Genomic DNA, 16,547 nt, shown 5'->3' with positions numbered 1-16,547 from the left:
TGTGACCACGGCATTGGATTCATGTTGTGGTCACACAGCGCGGCGAACACAAGATCTAGCCAGCCGCACGAATAAGCAAATGGCCAACCGATGCAATCGGGGATGGGTAGCCCGTCCCCGCAGGAGAAGAAGCATGTCCGCACAGATTGAAGCCTTTGAGATCGCAGTCCGCGGCGCTGAAGCCGTCGCCGCCGACCCCATTCTGTTTCCGCTCGTAGCCCGTGCCGAAGCGGCCATCGCTGCCGCTGGCCGCACTGCTGCCGACCTGACCGATGCCTTGCTGATCAGGACCCTGCGCGGTGTGGATGGCGGCCGCTGGTACGTGACCCTCGTCCGTGCCGCCGGCGCATGGAGCGTGGCAGCCGTCGAAACGGACGAGGACGCGGACGACCCGTACGATTTCGTGGGTGATGTCGTCTTCCGCGGCGGCGAAGAAATCCAGGTCGCCGCCTGACACCTACCCGTTGTTTTCCTTCGTTTTCCTGCCCAACCGAAACCCGAACCGACACACACGCCGCGACAGGCAGCCAAGACAAAGGACACCCGATGACCACCTCTTCGACGCCAATTCCCGCCGACATATCCGCCGCCGACATCCAGGGCCTGCTGGCCCGCAACGGATCCTTCCGCGCCACTGCCATCCGCCAGGGCTGGGCCCTGTCCAGCCTGCACCGCATGTGCAAAAAGCTGGGCATCGCCTCGCCGGCGCAGAAGGTGCCGGGCAAGCCGGCCTCCGCCGCGCCGGTGGAAGAGGAAGGCCGGGCGGTCAGTTTCGAGGATCTGATGGGCGGCCTGGGCGGCGTGAGAATGTCCGAGCCGCCGGTGCCGAAGGCGGCGGATGATGGGCTTGATGGCGGCATGGAAGATGGCCGGCCGCTGGCTCTGGACAAACGGGCGGCCGCCGCCGAGGTGGTTGAAGAGATCGCGCCGCAGAAGCCGGAGCGTTATCGGATCGACGGTTCACCAGCATCCCGCCGGATCATAGGTCTGGAAGACGAGGTGAACCGGCTGAAGGCCGAACTGCGCCGGGCGCATCGCGCCGAGGCGAGTGACGAGCGTGTGTTGGATATTCTCGGTGTCATCGGGAAAACCAACCTACGCCAACCGGAATGGCGGGCTCAGCCGCAAGGAACGACTTCGGGCGCCCCTGGGATACCGATCGCAATCTGGTCGGACTGGCACTGGGGCGAAACCGTCTCTCTGCGAGAGATGGATGGCTACAACGAATACAATCCACAGATCGCACATAAGCGTCTGAAAACGTTGGTCGAGCGCACGATCGACTTCGCGTTCGGTCACATGGTGAATCCGCGGTACCCAGGCCTTTACCTGTGCCTGGGCGGCGACATGGTGTCGGGCGATATACATCATGAGCTTGCCCTGACGAACGAGCAGACCCTCATGGAGAGTATCTACGACCTATCCTCAAATATTTCTGCCGCCATAAAAGAAATGGCGAAGGCATTCGGAAACATCCATATCGTCTGCGTCACTGGGAACCACGGCCGCACCAGCCACAAACCGATGGCAAAACTGCGGAATGCGACCAACGCCGACTGGATCTCCTACCGCCTGGCACAGCGCGAAACCGAGGGAATTCCCGGTGTTTCGTGGCAAGTCGCTGACAGCAACGACGCCCCATTCAGCGTCTTCGGCAAGCGTTACATGCTGACACACGGCGATTCCCTGGGGGTGGGTGGTGGTGACGGCATCATCGGGGCCGCCGGTCCGATCATTCGCGGCGCCAAGAAGATGATGGCAGCTTATGCCGCTGCAAAGTCTCCATTTGACCATCTTTTGCTTGGTCACTATCACAATTACATGTGCCTTCCGAATATTACCGTCAACGATTGCTTGAAAGGCGCCGACGAGTGGAGCCGCGCTATGCGCTTTGCCCCGCATCCGCCAAGCCAGTCTCTGCATTTTGACCACCCCCGCTGGGGCACCACGATCCAGACCCAGATCTTTGTCGACCAGCCCGCCAGCAGGGCATTCGGTGACACGCAGTCGCCCCGCTGGGCCGTCCAGGAGGCCCAGTGATGCTCCCGGCCGCCCTGCTGCCCATCATATTCCTCCAGATTGCCGCCTCCTTCTTCATGGAGGCGGCGGCCATCTTCACCCCGCCGCAGCAGGAGCCGCGCCATGAAGACCGCTGAGCAGGGCCCGGCAACTGGCGGTGGGGATGGCGGGGCCGGCGGCGGGTACGACCCGAAGGCTGAGGCCGGCAGCAAGAAAACGCCACTGAGGCTGATCCCGCCAGCGGCGATGCGGGAAGAAGCCTGGGCTTTTGAGCTTGGGGCCAGGAAATACGGGGCTTTTAACTGGCGGCTGGAGGGTCGGCGGCCAAAGGCGAGCGTGTATTATGAGGCCGTGCTGCGGCATGTGACTGCATGGTACGACGGCGAGGACATGGATCCGGAGAGCGGTAGGTCGCACCTGGCGCATGCGAGAGCCGGGCTCGGGATTTTGCTGGATGCGATTGATAGGGGGCGGCTGGAGGATGACCGGCCGCCCCTATAGTGCATTAGACCTTTAATTCGGACTTATTTGGCATTAATTCATCAAGTTTTGATTTTGCTGACTCTATGCTTTTCGAAATACATTCGAATGCCTCACTATCAAAAGTACGTCCGCCGCCGATTAGAATACAGAAGAATTCAAACATACTAGCCATCAGCCCAAATGATATACCAATTATGCCATCATCAACTATTTGGTCTTTTAGTTCACTAAAATCTTCATTTGATATGCGATCGACATCCTCTTTCACATGGGTCATAAATGATTCAACATAATCTTTGAAGATGTCACATAGATTCAATAATTTTGCGACCGCACCCTCAAATGTGTCGGCACTCCCAACATAAATATTGTCCGAGCTATAAATAGAGTACCCAAATACTCTATCAATATCTCCATTCTCTTTAAAAAGACAATGAGCGTAAACACCAAAGCCTTTGGCACCGGTAACTCTGCAAAGTCCATAGCGCATAGCCGAACCTTTCTTCTTTTAGTCTGGAATTCTATTCATATTAGCAGTCACTATTCAACATCACCTTCTTCACCACCAGCCTCGGTCTCGACCGAGAAAGCTCCACCCAGAGCCATAAATCGCCGATCCGCGAGCCACTGCAGCCTCTTGGCCTGTGTCAGAAGCGTCCTGCGCAGACCGCCCTGAACCTTGCGTTCGGATATAACCTGGGCGAGGCGGCTGATGATGTATGCCCGCCGAGCAATACGAAAATCCGGGTGAGATCTGATTCTGTAAACTTCTTCAGACACAATGCACCCGGAGAAGCAAACAGGTAGGGCGCCGAGCACAACGGTCGATGGTGGCGGGTCCTTCTCGTTCAGGATTGCCCTGAATTCGCTTCTGTTGATCGAATCATCATAGATAGCCCGCTCAAGCCCATCGAGATGAGCCTTGGCCGCCTGGAACTGCTCCTTATTGCCCTTCCCGACATTCTGGTACTGTGGAAGTGGATAGACATTGATCGTGTGGACTTCAAACGGATCAAGTACCGACATAGCTACAGCGTCAGTGCGCTGGTTTGTCAGATGTCTCCTGATCCTGGTTCTCAGCATCTCATTGGTTTGACCGACATAAATCGGCTCACCGTCGTAATCAAAAAATGCGTATACACCCCACTTATAGTTCCCAAGAACAACATTCTTTCCAGTTATCGGGTCAATGACTGTACGGTTAAGGAAAAGCTCCAGGTTTCTCCTAAGGTCTTCGGTTTCAAACGGTGGGAAATTTACGGAATCCGGGTTGCGGCCTATTATATCGGTCGGCAAGATACAAGCCTCCAGGCGAAGACGGAATCAATGCCAGGAGTCATAACCGGATGAGTTGAGAGAGTCGAGTGGTTCGTCGCTCACTCAGCAGCAATGGTATGATGGACAACATCGGTCGCGGATTCCGACGATGCGACGATCGGCTCGAAGATATGCGCCGCCAGGTGACGGACTACGGGAACCGCGACGCCATCGCCGGCCACATGGTATGCGTCGTTGTATCCGGCCGGAAGCTTGTATGTGTCGGGCAGCCCCATCAGCCGCGCAGCCTCCCGCGGCGACAACAGACGCGACCGAACGCGCTGGCCGTCGACGACCAGGATGCTCTGGCGAGACGATCCGCCAGCGGGCGTGCGTAGGCACCCGGCAATATCGTCGAACCGAACCTCGGCCCGCTGCTTTTTCACACCATCTTCTGACCTGGTGCGCTTGTAGACGCCGCCAACCATTCGGCGACCGGCCACCTTGGCGCGCTCGACCTTCGCCAGATGCAATGGATTCATGAGGCCAAGCAAGGCCTTCGTTTCCGCGGCTGTGTGCCAGTCGACGCCGTTAGGCTTGTCCTGGATGATATCCGCGAACCGCTTGGTGCGCGCCGGCGGCGTAGGCATGTCCCACCAAACCCACTTTCGTTGCGCCTCGGCCGAAATACCCTGCTGCGCGGCGACCAGAGAGGACGGATGCCACGGATCGGCCGGACCAGAGCAGCGGATGCTGGCCGGGATCTCGACGTCTGAACGCACACCGACGAAGAACAGGCGCGGGCGTGAGTGCGGCAGGAACAGCTCTGCGTCGATTACCATCGCACCGAAGCGATAGCCGGCACCGCTGAAGGAGCTGCTGATCGCGGCAAAATCCTTGCCGTTGTTCGATGTGATTGCGCCGTAGACATTCTCCAGGGCGATGATCTTCGGCGCACGCCCGGCGTCGATCAGACCACGCATCAGTCGCCAGAACGGCCAGAAAGTTCCAGATCTGGTCTTCTGCTTGTCGCCCCAATGGCCGATGCCGAGATAGTTGCCGGCCAGGGACAGATCCTGGCACGGGAACGAAGCCCAAACAAGATCTGCCGCCCCCGCGCCGCCGCTGATATCCGCAACGGTGACGTTATTCACATCACCGACGTGGAGATCATCGGACGGCCAGTTTGACCGGTAAGTGTCGGCCTTCATCTCACTGAAATCGTTAGCAAACTTGCAGGTCCAGCCGTTACCAAGGCCGGCCCGAGCCATGCCGCCACCGGCAAAAAACTCGTAGAAATCCGGCATGACAGCCCCCAAGTCGCTCTGCGTAAGATGATGTTTTGCCATTCTGTTTCGCACCAATCCATTTTCGGGACAATGCGATTTTTGGACATGTCAGATTTTGATCCAGATACACCGCCTGGAAGCTGACCGGCGGCTGGATGCCACCGCATAGAGAACGCCGCAAAGAAGAAGGGCGACAGGTAGGGCGTACAGCGGGATTTGCTCCATTCCGGCTGACAGCGTAGCGTAGCCAGCCATTGCGAAACCTGCAGGCGACAGCGACAGACGCATTGCCCCGCACGTCGGGCACGAGCTGCACGTTGGGCCGACTTCGGTTCCGCAGTATGTGCAGCGGCCAGGCGGCGGCGCAGCTTCCCCTTCCGCCACGGCGCGCGGCCGGGCGATCAACGCCATGATTCCCATTTCCTAATCTCCGTCGATTTGCGGACCGTGCCGCCTATGCGTATACTGTCGAATAAGACGATCTACGTCAATCGAAATCTGACAATCGTCCTACGGTTTATAGGACAGGAGGCCGCAAGTGGCTGCGAATACAGGAAAAATTAGCGTGGTTGCGGTGAGCGAGGAGGTCCGGCGCGAGGCTGTGACGATCCTCCAGCAGATCCTGCGACGGTTCGAGGGTTGGCACGATGGGGACAAGCGGACGCCACATTCTGACCCTGTGCTGTGCCCGACCGGCTACGTCACTGTCGGGTGGGGCCGGGTCCTGATCGACCCGCAGACTGGCCAGCAACTCAAAGGGAAGGCAGGCTTGGCGCGGGCCAAGGAACTGTGGCCGCAGGGGTTCAGTCGGGCAGAATGCGAGCAGATGCTGCGTGAAGACATGCAGAGGTTCATGTCCGGGGTCATTGATCTGCTGGCGCAGCCGGTTACTGCTCAGCAACTCGCTGCGATGACAAGCCTTGCTTACAACGTTGGCCTTGGCAAAAAGGGATTTGCTGGCTCTAGCGTCCTCCGGCTGCACAACGCCGGCGACACCGCCGGCGCCGGCCGCGCCTTCGGGATGTGGACGAAGGGAACGATTGATGGCAAGCGGCAGGATCTTCCAGGGCTTGTCCGCCGTCGCTCTTACGAAGCGGCGCTCTATCTCTTAACACCTGCCTCCGCACCGGTCGCGGAAGGCGATGACCAGGCGGGCGGCATGACTGAAAGTGCCGCCATGCCGACCGTCGCGCCGCTGACTGCAAGCCGGACTGTCATTGGATCGGCCACGGCGGCTGTGGCTACCACTGCATCTGTCGTCGCTGACACCCAAGATGCCCTACAGCCAGTGCAGGCTGCGCTCTGGAGCATCGGTGTCGACGCGCCGACACTAAAAATGGTGCTGGCCGGCCTGGCCATTGCCGGCGCGCTGCTCGCCCTGTATGCCCGCTGGTCGGATCGCCGCCAGGGGAGGCGGTGATGCTCGCCTCCATCCTCACCCGCATCGCCGCGTCCGCCGTCCCATGGCACCTATTCGGCCTGGCTGCTGCCGGCCTGGCCCTCACCACGGCTGTCGCATTCCACATTGTCACTGTCACCAGACTGGAGGCCGCCGTCGCCCGGGCCCAAGTCGCCCAGGCCGAAGCCCTGGCTGACATCGCCCGCCGCGATGCGCAGATCGGTGAGCTTGAGCGGGCGATCGCCACCCAGAACACCGTCGTCGCACGAATGCAGGCCGACGGCCAGGTACGGGCCAGGCGGGCCGACGTCGCAGCGAAACGGGAACTTTCCCGACCGCCGACGCCGGTTCCGCAGGATGTCGCGGCCTTGAATGTATGGATCCGCCAACCCACTGGAGACGCACGATGACCACCAGGATCTGGGCCGCCATCCTGGCCACCTTCACCATGCTGGCCCTGGCCGGCTGCTCATCCCAGCCGCCCCCGCGCGAGACTATCCGCACCATGGAGGTCGCGGTGCCGGTCCCCGTTTCCGTCGCACCGCCCGCCGAACTCCTCGCCGCCATCCAGCCGCCGGCCACCGACGTTTTCCTTCCGCCTGGCGCACCGGGCGCTGTCGCCTGCATCGACGCTGCTGGCCGTGCCGCGCTTGTAGGATATGTCGATCAACTACGAAATGCTGTTTCTGCATGGCAGGCATGGGCCGGCGCGCAGGCGGACTGACTCGGATCCCCTTGACGCCTGCCGCCCAGCTGCTGCAGGCTAACAGCATGGAATATACATCATATACCACATCCTTCATCGAGATATGCGGCGGCCTCATAATATCGGGCTGATGCCCGGAGCCGCGTGCGCGTTTGGCTGACAATCAAGCCAGCGCCAGACAAATATCCAGATGATGGTGGTAATGATGATTAAGTTGCGTCGGATCAAAAACGCGCGCCATGACGACTTTCGGCGGTTGTTGTTTGGCATGACTTCAATCGAACCGAAGGATCACCAAGGCGTCAAGGCTGCATTACTTCGGCGTTCGGAGAGCCTGAGACATGTTATTCTTGCCCAGGCCCGTGGCGATGATAGAATCGACTGGTTAACTGCGGCACTGGACGATGCGATTCATCTCCTGCGCGATCAAAATGTCCGGCCGCTGGCACACAGGCCTGAAGTAATCGTGAGGCTTATGGAAGCCGCTCTTGGCATGATTACAGCCAGCTCACGCAGAAACAATGTTGTCTACCACAAATATTATATGCATATCTTCACTTTGGGCATCGGCTTGTTTACTACTTCATATTACATCGACAGGGCCAAGCATTTTCACGAATACGCCGTTTATCTACTCTATTTCCATTTCCTGGTTTGGTATACGCAACTTGCGTCGCGAATTGTCCGCGGAGAACAGGCGCTTCCCGACGGCGACCTGCTGTATAAGCATGTATTCGCTGACGACAAGCGCCGAGGAAGACTTGGATATCTTCGCGGCCAGGCCAAGGTTTTCACTGCTGATTTCGTGGCGACGACCATCGTTTTAGTTGACGATCATCCACTGACGACTGCCGCCATGGCGATTGGCTGGATGCGTCCGCATGGGCTGTCCGAAGCTGCCGGACGCAAGGATGACGCTACTGAGGCGGAAGGTGGATCGTCAGAAAAACCGAGGACTCTCGCCGATCTGAGCCGTGAACAGGCGTTGGCGGCCATCAGGGCGGCGCGGGAAAAGGATGGCCCGGAGGCGATCACGGAAGACGAGGCGATGGTCCTCGCGGCGCATGAAGATCGGCGCGCGAAAGCGGAAGATGCCAAGAAACCGGAGCCTCGGGCGCGGAGTATGAAAGTGATGCCGCGCCCGCCGTCTGACCTTCCCAATGGGGACAAAAGGCCGGACTTGGTGAAAATGATCCAGTATTTCCATGAAGAAACGCAGCGGATCGCCGGGCGCATGACAGACTACGCGCAGGGCGTGAAAGTATCTGCGCCGTGGGCCGAGGAAGTTATCAAATTCGCGGCTGAACAGGAAAGAATTATGAAGATGAGCCGCACGGGGTTCAGGAACCTGCCGCCGGTTTTGCTTGTCGGGCCGCCGGGTTCCGGCAAGACGGCGCTGGCGCGTGAGCTTGGCTTCTGGCTCGCTCTGCCTGTCGACATCATTTCCGCCAGCGGCGCGTCGGACAACCGAGATTTGGCCGGAACCGCGGCCGGCTGGTCAAGTTCCGCCCCGTCGCGGCCTGTTGCCACGATTGCAAAGCATAAGGTGGCCAATCCTTTAATCATTGTAGATGAGGTCGACAAGATTGGCAGTAGTCGCCATAACGGCAGCATGACAGACACCTTGCTGACCATGCTGGAGAAGGAAACCGCCAGCCGATACTATGACGATGCTTTGCGAGCCACCTTCGATATCTCCGCGATTTCCTGGATTATGACGGCGAATAGCCTGGACAGCGTCCCGCTTCCGCTCCGGTCCCGCCTCCGGATCCTGCATGTGGGCCGGCCTGGACTGGAGCATGCGGATGAGGCGATCCAGGCCCTGTTCAGGGGGATCCTGGCGGACAGGGGAATTCCCGCGGACGCAGTGCCCGGCATCCGCGGGGATGTGATGGCGGTCATCCGGCGTGGGTTTGCGAAGCCGGGCGGGGCCGATTTGCGGAGGGTCAGGGCGGCGCTGGAGCGTGCCCTGGCGCTGGAGCTTGGCGATCTGGTGCTGCACTGATGTGACAGGACGGCGTGGCAGATGCGCAACGCTGGTAGTCAGGCGGGGGCGCGGTAGGCAGCCAGGATGGCGTCCATTTCGGCAGCCTGGGCGTTGGTGCGGATGGTCATGAATTCGCAATAAGGCCGGCCATCCAAGCTATAGATCTGGCCAGAATTGTCTGTGCGGATGGCCATCTGGGCGGACCAGCCAGAGAGTCCGATGGTGCATTTGATGTGAATGGGTGGCCCGCCTGACGGCGGGTTGACGGGCAGGAAGAAGTGATAGCCGATCCTGGCCAAGCCCTGCGGAAGCTCGTCGGCATCCAGACGCCGATCGGCCATAGCGCAGGCTTGCGAAACCGGTGCGGCATCCTTTTCAATTGGCGCAAAAATATCACACCCGAAGACCTCGGCTTCGATGTCTGCCGGGGTCCGCAGGGTCAGAAGTTCGTCGGCGGTGACCGGCGAGGCGATGATCCGGCGGACGTGGGCTTCATCTTCCGGCTGCTCAATGTCCAAGGCGCGGCGGGCGAGAAGGTAGGCACAGGCGATAAGCCGCGTGTCGGTTTCAGGCGGCGGCAGGATGTGTCCGGTTTCCAGGATGTGGTCGCCCAGGCGGGTGGCGGACGGGCGGCGGCCTGGGCCGCCGATGGTGCCGACGTCGAGCTTTGAGCCGCCTGGGCCGCTGGCGTAGTAGCAGCGGAGAATGAGGGGCTGGCCGCCGCTGTGGGCTGAGGGGCTGATTGAGATTACGACGGTTTTGACCGGCGGGCGCCGGTAATATCCGAGACACTCGCTGAGCAGAACTGGTTCAGGTTCAACTTCAATTTCTGTTACCGTCAGCCGGGTTCCGGCTGACGTCACGAGTCTGAGTTTCTTGTCCGACATGAATGTCTCCGCGAAATATACAAAGCATTAGATCAGTCAAACCTTATAACGACACCGCCTTCATCCACGGGAATTACAATCGAAAGATCGTCGCGGTTGGGAAGAAAAAGACTATCGCCATAGTAATGCTCATCTTCGTTATCAGGATCAGCGGCGACCACATCCTGTATTACCCAATTTTCAGGCCCATCGCGGCGAATAGTTACATGCACCATTGTCTCAAGCGCTTTCACCGAATTGTGAAGTGTCACATGAAAATGTGCGTTCTCGGCTTCTTTCGTAGTAATTCCGGAGCGCTTAATTGCATCTTCGAACAACTCAATGGTCCGACTGAGAATGGGCTGTCGGCGAACAACATCCTCACCGCGAACATGAACTTCGAGTTCCCGGATGGTACACGAGGAGGGATGGTTATTCCAAAATTCATAGACGGACTGATCGGCAACGGCGATGACGCGGTCGCTGAAGTGCAGCATGCGCTCGAAGGGGCCCATTTCTTCGTAGCACTTGCCCTGGTAACCGCGGGCAGCCTGGCTTATCTCAGTTTCAAGATCGCCACCTTCAAACGGGTTCAGGGGCCGACGGCAAGAGCCCGTGTTCGGCCCGAAAAGCTCGACTCCGGTCATAACAGACCAGAACTCTTGGCGGCTGATAGCGTTGTAGATCAGTGGCTTGCCGTCATCACCGAGGGTGTAAAGGCTGGCCCGTTCCTCCGGGGAGCAGCGGTGAACGTGGGTCCACGAGCGCTCCTGGCCGTCGCGGGCCGAAGTGCCGCGCAGGATGTCGGCATGACCATGTTCAGGGTAAGCAACTTCAACCACGACGTCGGCGGTCTCGCCGTCGGGGTTGGGGTTGAAGCTGAGAACGGTGGCGGCGGTGGCCATGAGCTGTGTGCGAGCGGTGGACATGGGGCTATCCTTCTCCTGGGGCCAGGCACGGCAGCCGGCCCGTCATTGTGACGTTGTTCGTGCGTGGCGCTTTCAGGCGGCGGCGCGCTGGTGGCGGGTGCGGCGGCCATCTTCGATGGAGATCGTACGAACAGTGCCGCGCCTGGTGCGCATGACGATCTGGCAGGGGGTGGCGGCGGGCGTGTCCACGATTTGAGCGACCCACCAGCAACGGAACGGCGACGCGCGGGCGATGTAGAGGTCAACGAAGCGGCCGTCGGTTGTGGGGATAGACACAGTGGTGGCTTCAACAACTTTGCGGGCGGAAAGTTCGCGCCGGCGCAGGGCAGCCTGGGCGGCTTCCAGGTACGTGATGACGTCCGCAATCTGCAGGCCGACGGTATCCAGAATGCCTGAGGCGACCTGCGGCGGCATGATAGCAGCCGCTGACGGGCAAAGGGCGATAGGGACGAGACGCTGGTCTCCCATAGTGTCGGCCTCATGCGAAATTTCGCGCAGGACATAGCCGCCGTCGCTTTCCGGGATCATCGCGACCCTGATCCCGGCTCCATCTGCAGGGGCGTCAACCCACACGTGGAAATTCTGTCCAGGCGCCGGCTGAGGGGAACGGCTGGCTGCGGCGGCGATGTCGGCGCTGCGCAGGGACTGGAAACCCATGGCGGCCAGGCGCTTGTCGATTTCGGCGGCGGACGTTTCGGGTGTGAGGTACGGCAGGCGGATCTCGGCGGGCATGACTTCTCTCCTTCGGGCGCTGCCCGGTTGAGCAGGGTCCGACTTCTCGGTGTTGTGGGTCTTGGGATGTGGCCTGGGTGGGCTGGTCAGCCAGCCCACCCGGAACTGTGCTGCTGTCAAGCGGCCACAGGAACCGTCGCCTTGAACGGCAGCGTGGCCATGTTCCTATCGTGCTTGCGCTGAAGCGCACCTACGATACTGCTCACGCGCAGCTTGATCGGATCGCCGGCATGCGGATGCGCAGCAAGCTTGTTGAGAAGCGCGGTATAAACTGCGAGATGAAGTGCGACTGAGTCGTCGTAGCGCATCTCGCCGGTTGCGGTAATCATGTAGTGCATCGAACGCAACGATTCATAGTGGCGGAACTTCCAGCGAGGCTTCTTATTGTAAGCCGGGCTGTAATATACGCGTTCTTGGTAACCATAAGTAAAAGTAGTGTCGCTGAGCAGCTCCTCGTCATCGCCAGCGCGGTTGTGCTTTAGCACAAGTTCAACCATGGGTCCAGCCGACCGGCTAAACCTGCGGCCATTGCTAATCGACCGGAAGTCGATGTTGACCAATACCTCGCCATCACGTTCAATTGGCGATGCACTTACATGGAAGTCAAAAGTCACGCGGCTCTCAGAGGCGTCATACACATTCATATCTGTTACACAAAATGAATAGTAAACAGCCGGCACAACAACCTGATGGTTCACGGAAGACGTGGACATGACTACTCTCCTTCGCCGATGCCAATATCGGCTTTTGTTCATATTGTGATTATGATGGGGTGGCGGGAGCCCAGATACCTGCTCAGCGGCGGGTATGAGCAGAACATAATCCAGCGTTTTTAGGCTGTCGAGCGATAAAAAACCTATTTTACCGAAAATATCCGCAAGATAGGAATGTGTTACGAATTAGTCACACAGCCGTTAACCATTATAATTTTCCGCACCTTCGCCAATATGCCCAAAAAACCCAGGATTTCCGCCACTTTCGGAGAATAGGACGGTCATGCGATTTCGTTCTTTTCCTAATGAAAGTAGGTCAATTATCCTATTGATGGCCTGGAGGGGTAATTTGTCTTCAGGGCAATAGAAATTGCCTTATTAGGTTGCGCCAAACGCATAACGAATATAGTTGACATGATTTTGAGGTAAGTCGGTAGAACGCCAAAATCACTGACGCATCACTGCCGCCCAGAGCAGATTTGGGCCGTCAATGAACGTCAGTGATAGTCAGAATGTGCAATGCGGCGCTCATAAACCCCGCAGAAATCCTGTGTTTTTTGCAAAATCGGAGAAGTGCCGCTGCCCTCCGAAGGCAGAGGCCGATGGTTCGAATCCATTCGGGTCCGCCACCTTCTTTCCCCGGAATCTATACTGACCCTGCGGCTCCCGTCCGTTATGTCCAGCGCAGGCTGGCCGCGTTGGTGGGCCACCGGCACTTCTTCCTGCCCGCCCCTCAGAGAAGGGTGGTTGTGGCGACCCCGCCAATCCTGATTGGTTTGGGTATGCTCTTCTCACCACTTCTTTGCCTCTTTTCACCGGCGTTCCTATGCGCTACCTCGGGAAGCCGATGACCCCGGTGGTGGGGTCATGTGCGAAGAGGAGCCCCGAATCAATGGCGACGATCTTTGTTGCGCGCAGCGCCAATCTTAGCCAGTGGGGCTCCGATGTCGGTCTGGGCAAGAATCTGTTCAAGGTCGGCGTCTGCGACGGTGATCCGGCACCGCTGCTGGCCGAGGGGTTTGCGGGCGAGAAAGACTGGACCCTGGTGAAAAAGCAGGCCGATGTCGCGGTGAGCGAGGACGAGGTGGTGGAGCGTTTGTGCAAGCGGCAGAAACGCGTCGATCCCACCTATTACCCCCGGATCAAGGGGGAGACCGCCCTGTTCAAGGTGGTAGAGGCCGATGTCCAGCGCCATATCGTGCTGGCCCGTGCCATGGCAGGCGAAAGTGAACGGGCTGGTATCAAGCTGAAAGTGGCCGACTATGCCGCCTACCTGATCAGCAACGCCTTGCGCTGACCAATCATTGGGGCCGGGATTCCATTGATTAACACTCTGCGCCTTCGGTACATGTTCTATAGGATCGACCGTGGCGGGGGATGGGACGGTGCAGAAGGCGGGCGTCAATCAAAAGGTACTGGCGGAACTGAACGCGGCCAAGCAGGTCCATATCGCCGGGAACATCGCCGAGGCGGAGAGCCGGTATCGTACGCTGCTGGCCCGCAACCCAACTCTGCATGATGCCCTGCATCCGCTTGGTATCGCGCTTCAGCAATTAGGACGCCACGCCGAGGCAGAGACCATCATTGCCCGCTGGCTCAGCCACGCGCCTCAAGATGCAGATGCGCTGGTCAATCACGGTAACTCCCTGTTGGCGTTGGGGCGTGCGAGCGAGGCTGCGGGTGCTTATCAGCGGGCCTTGTCTCTACGGCCGCAATCACCGGAGATCCGCTGCTTTCTGGCCAACGCCTTTTATGCGCAAGGCGATGCGGCGGGGGCAGAGGAGAATTACCGCCTGGTCTTGAAGGAACATCCAGGCGCGGCCATGGCCCTATTCAACCTCGCGAATATTCTTTGCGATACGGGTCGGGCGGACGATGGCATCGCGGTCTATGAAGAGGCGCTGCGCCATCATCCCGGCATGGTCGAGGCCATGGTCAATCTGGGCAATCAATTGTCAAAGCGCGGTCGTGGGGAAGAAGCGATCACGCTTCTGCGCAAAGCAACCCAGCTTCGGCCTGATCTGGCGGAAGCCCACATCAATCTGGGCAGTGCCCTGTATGATGTTCATAACGACCTGGAAGGGGCGGCAAGCAGTTTCCGTGAGGCCGTGAGGCTTGTCCCGACACATCCTGACGGTCTGAATAATCTGGCTAATACCTATATGAATATGGGCCGGGCAGCGGACGCGGAGGAGATCGTGCGCCGGGCGCTGCGCCACCACCCTTTGAGCCCGTCGATCCATGGTACAGCGGCGGGCCTGTTTCTGGGTGCCGGGAAACTTGAAGAGGGATGGGCTCATTTTGAGTGGCGCTGGCTGCGCCCCAATCTGCCGGTTCCGCTGCGCGATTTCGGCAAGCCGGAATGGCAGGGGGAGGATATCTCGACCAAGACCATTCTGCTGCATCACGAGCAGGGGCTGGGCGACAGTATCCAGTTTGTCCGCTTCGTTGCCGATGTCGCCGCCCGGGCACGGCAGGTTATCCTGGAGGTGCCGCCTAACCTGCGTGCGCTGTATGGATGCCTGCTGAAGATCGAGGGGGTGACCCTGGCGACCTATGGGGAGCCTGTTCCGCCGTTTGATGTGCATCTGGCCATCATGAGTGTGCCTTTTGTCCTGGGTACCACGCTGGCAACCATTCCGGCGCCGATTCCCTATCTGTTTGCGGACCCGCAGCGGGTGGAGATGTGGCGGGATCGCTTACCGCCGGGCGGGTTCCGGATCGGGATTGTCTGGCAGGGCAAGGCCGGTGTGGGCATTGACCGTGGTCGTTCCTATGGCCTGCATCATCTGGCGGCGGTCGCCCGTGTTCCGGGTGTGACCCTGGTCAGCCTCCAGAAAGGTTATGGCCTTGATCAGTTGGAGAATTTGCCCGACGGCATGCGGGTGGAAACGCTCGGCCCTGATTTCGATGCAGGCGCCGATGCCTTCCTGGATACCGCGGCTGTCATGCAGCATATGGATCTGATCATTTCCTCCGACACTTCGGTTGCCCATCTGGCCGGTGCCTTGGGTCGGCCCGTCTGGGTGCCGCTGAAACTGTCGCCCGATTGGCGTTGGCTGACCGACCGGGAGGACAGTCCTTGGTATCCTCATACCATGCGGTTGTTCCGGCAGCGGCAGCCGGGCGACTGGCCGCAGGTCTTTGACCGGCTGGCGGCAGAGGTTGCGGCCCTGAAAGATGGAGACCGGTCGCGGCTGCTCCCGCCGCCACCGCCCGGCCCGGCACCTGCCGAAACATACCCGCCCGTATCCCGTCCTCCGCTGCCCCGGTATATGCCGCCGGTCTTGCTTAAGCAGGCACCGGAAGAGCAGGTGTCGGCGGGACTGCGACAGGCAGCCACCCGCACTGGTCCCATGTGGTATCTGGGCACCGATCAGTTTATTGGTCGCTCCCTTGAGCTTTATGGCGAATGGTCGGTGGAAGAAGCATTGGTGTGCCAATCCGTGCTTCGACCGGGCGATATAGTGGTTGAGGCCGGCGCCAATATTGGCGCCCATACGCTGTTGCTTGCCAATGCGGTTGGGCCACAGGGGCATGTCCATGCGTTTGAGCCGCAGAAGCGGATCAGTGACGTGCTGACCTTGAACCTGCAGGCGAACAAGAACAGCAACGTGTCCGTTCACCCGGTGGCGGTCGGGGCCGAAATCGGGACATTATATGTCCCCCGGACAGATTATGATCAGCGCGGAAACTTTGGTGGCATTTCGCTTCATCACGCGGGTGATGGTGACCAGGTTGACGTTGTGACGATTGACAGCCTGAATGTGCCCCATCTCCGGCTTCTGAAAGCCGATGTTGAAGGTATGGAAATGGCCGTGCTTGACGGTGCTGTCGGCACCATTCAACGGTGCCGGCCTTTCCTTTATTTTGAATATGGCGCCAACGTCGATACGGCCAGAATGTTGGAGAAGATCCATTCCCTGGGCTATCGCTGCTGGCGGCATAAGTCGCTGATTTACAATCCGGATAACTTCAAGAAGAATCCCGACAACCTGTTTCCGAAAGTCGTATCGTTGAATATCTTCTGCGCGCCGGCAGAGATAGAGATCGTGGTTGTTGGCATGCCGGAGATCACCCCAAAGACGTCGTGATACAAGGCGAGCGTTCTGACCGATCCGCAATGGGACCACCGGAAGCCACACAATTTACTCTTGTGGGGTCTGT

Annotated in this window: 16 protein-coding genes; 9 read left to right on the top strand and 7 right to left on the bottom strand. The window is 59.2% G+C overall.

Translation table 11 applies throughout. The features are described from left to right. The first annotated feature begins 133 nt into the window (after positions 1–133). From CHU95_RS19965 to CHU95_RS19955, 3 genes are all read left to right on the top strand, one after another. Positions 134–454, top strand: coding sequence for a hypothetical protein (locus CHU95_RS19965; protein ID WP_094458111.1), 321 nt, complete (start codon positions 134–136; stop codon positions 452–454). A 92-nt stretch (positions 455–546) separates the two neighbouring features. Then, complete coding sequence (locus CHU95_RS19960) at positions 547–2,040, top strand: hypothetical protein (RefSeq protein ID WP_094458110.1); 1,494 nt, start codon at positions 547–549, stop codon at positions 2,038–2,040. A 102-nt stretch (positions 2,041–2,142) separates the two neighbouring features. Continuing rightward, positions 2,143–2,520, top strand: a complete 378-nt coding sequence (locus CHU95_RS19955; protein ID WP_094458109.1) for a dATP/dGTP diphosphohydrolase domain-containing protein — start codon at positions 2,143–2,145, stop codon at positions 2,518–2,520. 4 nt (positions 2,521–2,524) lie between these two features. Here CHU95_RS19955 and CHU95_RS22210 read toward each other — a convergent pair whose 3' ends face one another. The 3 genes from CHU95_RS22210 to CHU95_RS19945 all read right to left on the bottom strand — a co-directional run bounded on the left by CHU95_RS22210 (position 2,525) and on the right by CHU95_RS19945 (position 5,066). Beyond that, entirely contained in the window at positions 2,525–2,992 is a 468-nt protein-coding gene (locus CHU95_RS22210; protein WP_133065586.1) for a hypothetical protein, read from the bottom strand. Positions 2,993–3,042: 50 nt separating this feature from the next. Continuing rightward, a complete protein-coding gene (locus tag CHU95_RS19950) occupies positions 3,043–3,798 on the bottom strand; it encodes a GIY-YIG nuclease family protein (protein WP_207762563.1) in 756 nt (251 codons plus the stop codon). Positions 3,799–3,878: 80 nt separating this feature from the next. Next, positions 3,879–5,066 (bottom strand): DNA cytosine methyltransferase, encoded by a 1,188-nt coding sequence (locus tag CHU95_RS19945; protein WP_094458108.1) that lies wholly within the window; start codon positions 5,064–5,066, stop codon positions 3,879–3,881. Positions 5,067–5,586: 520 nt separating this feature from the next. On the opposite strand from CHU95_RS19945, the gene CHU95_RS19940 reads away from it, so the two are divergent. The 4 genes from CHU95_RS19940 (at position 5,587) to CHU95_RS19925 (ending at position 9,158) form a co-directional block, all read left to right on the top strand. Next, positions 5,587–6,468, top strand: coding sequence for a lysozyme (locus CHU95_RS19940; RefSeq protein ID WP_094458107.1), 882 nt, complete (start codon positions 5,587–5,589; stop codon positions 6,466–6,468). Further along, positions 6,468–6,857: a hypothetical protein gene (locus CHU95_RS19935; RefSeq protein ID WP_094458106.1), complete on the top strand. Its 390-nt coding sequence runs from the start codon at positions 6,468–6,470 to the stop codon at positions 6,855–6,857. The genes CHU95_RS19940 and CHU95_RS19935 overlap by 1 nt, the downstream gene beginning before the upstream one ends. Then, positions 6,854–7,171 carry a hypothetical protein gene (locus tag CHU95_RS19930; RefSeq protein WP_094458105.1) on the top strand — a complete coding sequence of 106 codons (318 nt, stop codon included), beginning with the start codon at positions 6,854–6,856 and terminating at the stop codon, positions 7,169–7,171. Before CHU95_RS19935 ends, CHU95_RS19930 begins: the two co-directional genes overlap by 4 nt. A gap of 184 nt (positions 7,172–7,355) precedes the next feature. Next, a complete protein-coding gene (locus CHU95_RS19925; RefSeq protein WP_165772277.1) occupies positions 7,356–9,158 on the top strand; it encodes an AAA family ATPase in 1,803 nt (600 codons plus the stop codon). Positions 9,159–9,196: 38 nt separating this feature from the next. Here the strand turns inward: CHU95_RS19925 and CHU95_RS19920 are convergent, their stop codons facing one another. The 4 genes from CHU95_RS19920 to CHU95_RS19905 form a co-directional block, all read right to left on the bottom strand. Next, positions 9,197–10,027 (bottom strand): hypothetical protein, encoded by an 831-nt coding sequence (locus CHU95_RS19920; protein ID WP_094458103.1) that lies wholly within the window; start codon positions 10,025–10,027, stop codon positions 9,197–9,199. Between the two features lie 32 nt (positions 10,028–10,059). Continuing rightward, on the bottom strand, positions 10,060–10,935 hold the full coding sequence (locus CHU95_RS22205) for a hypothetical protein (RefSeq protein ID WP_133065585.1): 876 nt from the start codon (positions 10,933–10,935) through the stop codon (positions 10,060–10,062). A gap of 72 nt (positions 10,936–11,007) precedes the next feature. Then, a complete protein-coding gene (locus tag CHU95_RS19910; RefSeq protein ID WP_094458101.1) occupies positions 11,008–11,667 on the bottom strand; it encodes a hypothetical protein in 660 nt (219 codons plus the stop codon). Positions 11,668–11,783: 116 nt separating this feature from the next. Further along, on the bottom strand, positions 11,784–12,380 hold the full coding sequence (locus tag CHU95_RS19905; protein ID WP_094458100.1) for a hypothetical protein: 597 nt from the start codon (positions 12,378–12,380) through the stop codon (positions 11,784–11,786). 892 nt (positions 12,381–13,272) lie between these two features. Between CHU95_RS19905 and CHU95_RS19900 the strand changes: the two genes are divergently transcribed. Together CHU95_RS19900 and CHU95_RS19895 are read left to right on the top strand one after the other, a co-directional pair. Continuing rightward, complete coding sequence (locus CHU95_RS19900; protein ID WP_094458099.1) at positions 13,273–13,677, top strand: hypothetical protein; 405 nt, start codon at positions 13,273–13,275, stop codon at positions 13,675–13,677. Between the two features lie 70 nt (positions 13,678–13,747). Then, on the top strand, positions 13,748–16,474 hold the full coding sequence (locus CHU95_RS19895) for an FkbM family methyltransferase (protein WP_094458098.1): 2,727 nt from the start codon (positions 13,748–13,750) through the stop codon (positions 16,472–16,474). Positions 16,475–16,547: the final 73 nt, after the last annotated feature.

It is taken from the genome of Niveispirillum lacus, assembly GCF_002251795.1.
GTDB classification, from domain to species: Bacteria; Pseudomonadota; Alphaproteobacteria; order Azospirillales; family Azospirillaceae; genus Niveispirillum; species Niveispirillum lacus.
The sequence above is the reverse complement of the archived record's forward strand: the minus strand, read 5'-3'. Positions and strand labels throughout refer to the sequence as shown.

Coding starts and splice junctions, on each gene's coding strand:
- CHU95_RS19965 (WP_094458111.1), top strand. CDS start 134: ATGTCCGCACAGATTGAAGCCTTTGAGATCGCAGTCCGCGGCGCTGAA.
- CHU95_RS19960 (WP_094458110.1), top strand. CDS start 547: ATGACCACCTCTTCGACGCCAATTCCCGCCGACATATCCGCCGCCGAC.
- CHU95_RS19955 (WP_094458109.1), top strand. CDS start 2,143: ATGAAGACCGCTGAGCAGGGCCCGGCAACTGGCGGTGGGGATGGCGGG.
- CHU95_RS22210 (WP_133065586.1), bottom strand. CDS start 2,992: ATGCGCTATGGACTTTGCAGAGTTACCGGTGCCAAAGGCTTTGGTGTT.
- CHU95_RS19945 (WP_094458108.1), bottom strand. CDS start 5,066: ATGCCGGATTTCTACGAGTTTTTTGCCGGTGGCGGCATGGCTCGGGCC.
- CHU95_RS19935 (WP_094458106.1), top strand. CDS start 6,468: ATGCTCGCCTCCATCCTCACCCGCATCGCCGCGTCCGCCGTCCCATGG.
- CHU95_RS19930 (WP_094458105.1), top strand. CDS start 6,854: ATGACCACCAGGATCTGGGCCGCCATCCTGGCCACCTTCACCATGCTG.
- CHU95_RS19925 (WP_165772277.1), top strand. CDS start 7,356: ATGATGATTAAGTTGCGTCGGATCAAAAACGCGCGCCATGACGACTTT.
- CHU95_RS19920 (WP_094458103.1), bottom strand. CDS start 10,027: ATGTCGGACAAGAAACTCAGACTCGTGACGTCAGCCGGAACCCGGCTG.
- CHU95_RS22205 (WP_133065585.1), bottom strand. CDS start 10,935: ATGTCCACCGCTCGCACACAGCTCATGGCCACCGCCGCCACCGTTCTC.
- CHU95_RS19910 (WP_094458101.1), bottom strand. CDS start 11,667: ATGCCCGCCGAGATCCGCCTGCCGTACCTCACACCCGAAACGTCCGCC.
- CHU95_RS19905 (WP_094458100.1), bottom strand. CDS start 12,380: ATGTCCACGTCTTCCGTGAACCATCAGGTTGTTGTGCCGGCTGTTTAC.
- CHU95_RS19900 (WP_094458099.1), top strand. CDS start 13,273: ATGGCGACGATCTTTGTTGCGCGCAGCGCCAATCTTAGCCAGTGGGGC.